Source organism: Streptomyces thermovulgaris, assembly GCF_002155915.1.
Lineage (GTDB): Bacteria > Actinomycetota > Actinomycetes > Streptomycetales > Streptomycetaceae > Streptomyces > Streptomyces thermovulgaris.
Genome location: NZ_MUME01000128.1, coordinates 1 through 2090 on the forward strand (window position 1 = coordinate 1; position 2090 = coordinate 2090).

The following is a 2090-nucleotide window of genomic DNA, read 5'->3' on the forward strand; positions in this document are numbered from 1 at the left end:
CCCGGGCTCGTGCGCGCGGCGCGCGGGTCACGGGTCACGGGAGGCCGGAGCCCCGGGGCTCCGGCCTCCCTCCGTCGGGCCGGCCGCCGCGGACCGCCCGGCCCGGGGGGGGTGTTCCCGGAGCCGTTCAGGGCAGTGTGTCGTCGTCGACGACGTGGACGGCGGCCTCCTCCGCGGTGGCGGCTCCCGCGTCGATGCCCCGGTCGGTGGCGATCTCCTCCCCGGTGATGTCGGGGTGGGCGCCCTCGTCGGGGGCGACGAGGCGGCCGGCACGGTCCGTGCCCGCCTCGGGGTCGACCGGCTCGCCCTCGCCGCCGGGCAGGTCGCCCACGGCGTCGCCCTGCGGTGCGCCCACGTCGGGCTGCTCCTGGGCCAGCCGCTGGTCGAGGCTCTCGCCCTCGCGCTGCTCGGCGGCCGTCGTGCCGTACTTGGTGACGCCCAGCGGCTTCTCCGGCGGGGAGTAGCCCTCGTCGAGGATGTCGTCGTAGGTCCGCTCGTCCACCGCGTCCTGCAGGTCCAGGGGCGCGGCGTCCTCCTGGTCCTCGTTGTCCCCGGTGGGCTGGTAGGCGTCGTCGGCCATGGGGTCGGTGCTCACGGGTTCCTCCTCGCGGCGGCTGGAGCGTCGGCGTGTCCCGAGTCGCGTTTCCCGTGGGGCCCGGTCCAATCACGTGCGGTCCTCCTCGTGGCGGGTGCCGTGGTCCTCGTGGCCGGTGCCGGGCGGACCGGGAAGGACGCGCCGTGCGTCCGAAAGCACCACCGGTGCGGCCGCTTGCTGGTGTCATGAGCGTCATGAGTGTCATGAAGCCGGCCCGGCACAGGAACCCCGTCGTCCTCGCGGGCGGCATCGGACTCGGCGCGTGGGCGGCGTTCGCCGTGCTCTGCCTGATCGTCGACGGCAGCGGTGCACCGCTGCCCGTGGACGGCTCCCTGCTGTCCTGGTCCGCCGCCCGTCGCCCGGAGGTGGCGGTGGCCGTGGCCCGCGGACTGACCGCGACCGGCACGGATGCCTTCCCGTACCTGCTCGTCGTGCTGGCCGGCCTCGCCGTCGGCCGCACGGCCCGGCAGCGCACGGTCGCGGCGGCTCTGGGCCTGGTCTGTCTGGTGGCGGGGCAGGCCGCGCGCCATGGCGTGCTCGAGCTGATCGCCCGTCCGCGCCCGCCCCGGCAGGAGTGGCTGACCCACGCCTCGAACTGGTCGTTCCCGTCCGGGCACGCCACCACCTCCGCGCTCGTCGCCGGGCTGGTGATCATGGCGGTGGCCGTGCGCGCCCCGCGCGGCCGTGCGGCGATCTGTCTCGTCGTCGGCTGCTGGGGCGTGCTGGTGGGGCTGACCCGGGTGTATCTCGGGGTGCACTGGTTCACCGATGTGATCGGCGGCTGGCTGTTCGCCCTCGGCTGGCTCGGGGTGTGTCTGTGTGCGGCGGCCCGGTGGCTGCCCCTCCGCCCCGTGACCGGTCCGAGGACAGGGGACGCACCGTCCTCGGGCCCGTCCTCCGGCGCATCGGCGCACCCGGTGCCGGCCGCGGAGGAGAGCGCCCCTCGGCCGCGGGAGGACTCCCGCGGGTCCGGCGGGAGTCGCCGGGAAGGCGCCCGTGGTGACCGGCACGGCGGGCGGTGCACGGAGGAAGCAGAGGCGCGGCGCACACAGGCACCGTGAGCACGCGGCGGGAACGCGGCGGCGGGCGGCGCGGCCTCACGGCCCGGTGTTCCCCCGGGCCCGGGGCCCGAGGTACAGGCGCAGGTCGCCCGACCGGTGGGAGGGCCAGGTGCGGGCGTAGGCGGGCGGGGCGCCGTCCAGGGGGGTGAGGGTGGCGACCGGCAGCCGCCCGGCGGTCCGTTCGATGTCCGCCCGGGTGGTGTTGGCGTTGGGGCCGTCGGTCGCGGCGGAGCCGCAGCCGGTGTAGAAGGCGATGGGGATGGCCTCCTCGCCGGTGAGCAGACAGGGCGGGCGCACCCCGAGGCGGTGCAGGTCGGCGGCGGTGGCGGCCCAGGCCCGGCGGTCGGCGGTGGTGCGCTGGACGGTGTGGGCGAGGACGGCGTACTGCACGACCAGGTGCCCGGCCAGGCCGAGGGCGACCAGGGACAGGACCA

The 2090-nt window shown here is 76.8% G+C and carries 2 protein-coding genes and 1 pseudogene; 1 reads left to right on the top strand and 2 read right to left on the bottom strand.

Features of this window, described 5'->3' with window-relative positions:
- Positions 1-127 precede the first annotated feature (127 nt).
- Positions 128-595, bottom strand: a complete 468-nt coding sequence (locus CCN35_RS12990; protein ID WP_067388786.1) for a DUF5709 domain-containing protein — start codon at positions 593-595, stop codon at positions 128-130.
- Between the two features lie 203 nt (positions 596-798).
- Here CCN35_RS12990 and CCN35_RS12995 point away from each other — a divergent pair, with 203 nt between their 5' ends.
- The gene (locus tag CCN35_RS12995; RefSeq protein WP_086792741.1) at positions 799-1656 is read left to right on the top strand and encodes a phosphatase PAP2 family protein; all 858 of its coding nucleotides are present in this window, start codon (positions 799-801) and stop codon (positions 1654-1656) included.
- 36 nt (positions 1657-1692) lie between these two features.
- On the opposite strand, the pseudogene CCN35_RS28360 reads toward CCN35_RS12995, so the two are convergent.
- Positions 1693-2090: pseudogene (locus CCN35_RS28360) on the bottom strand (hypothetical protein); the annotation flags it as partial.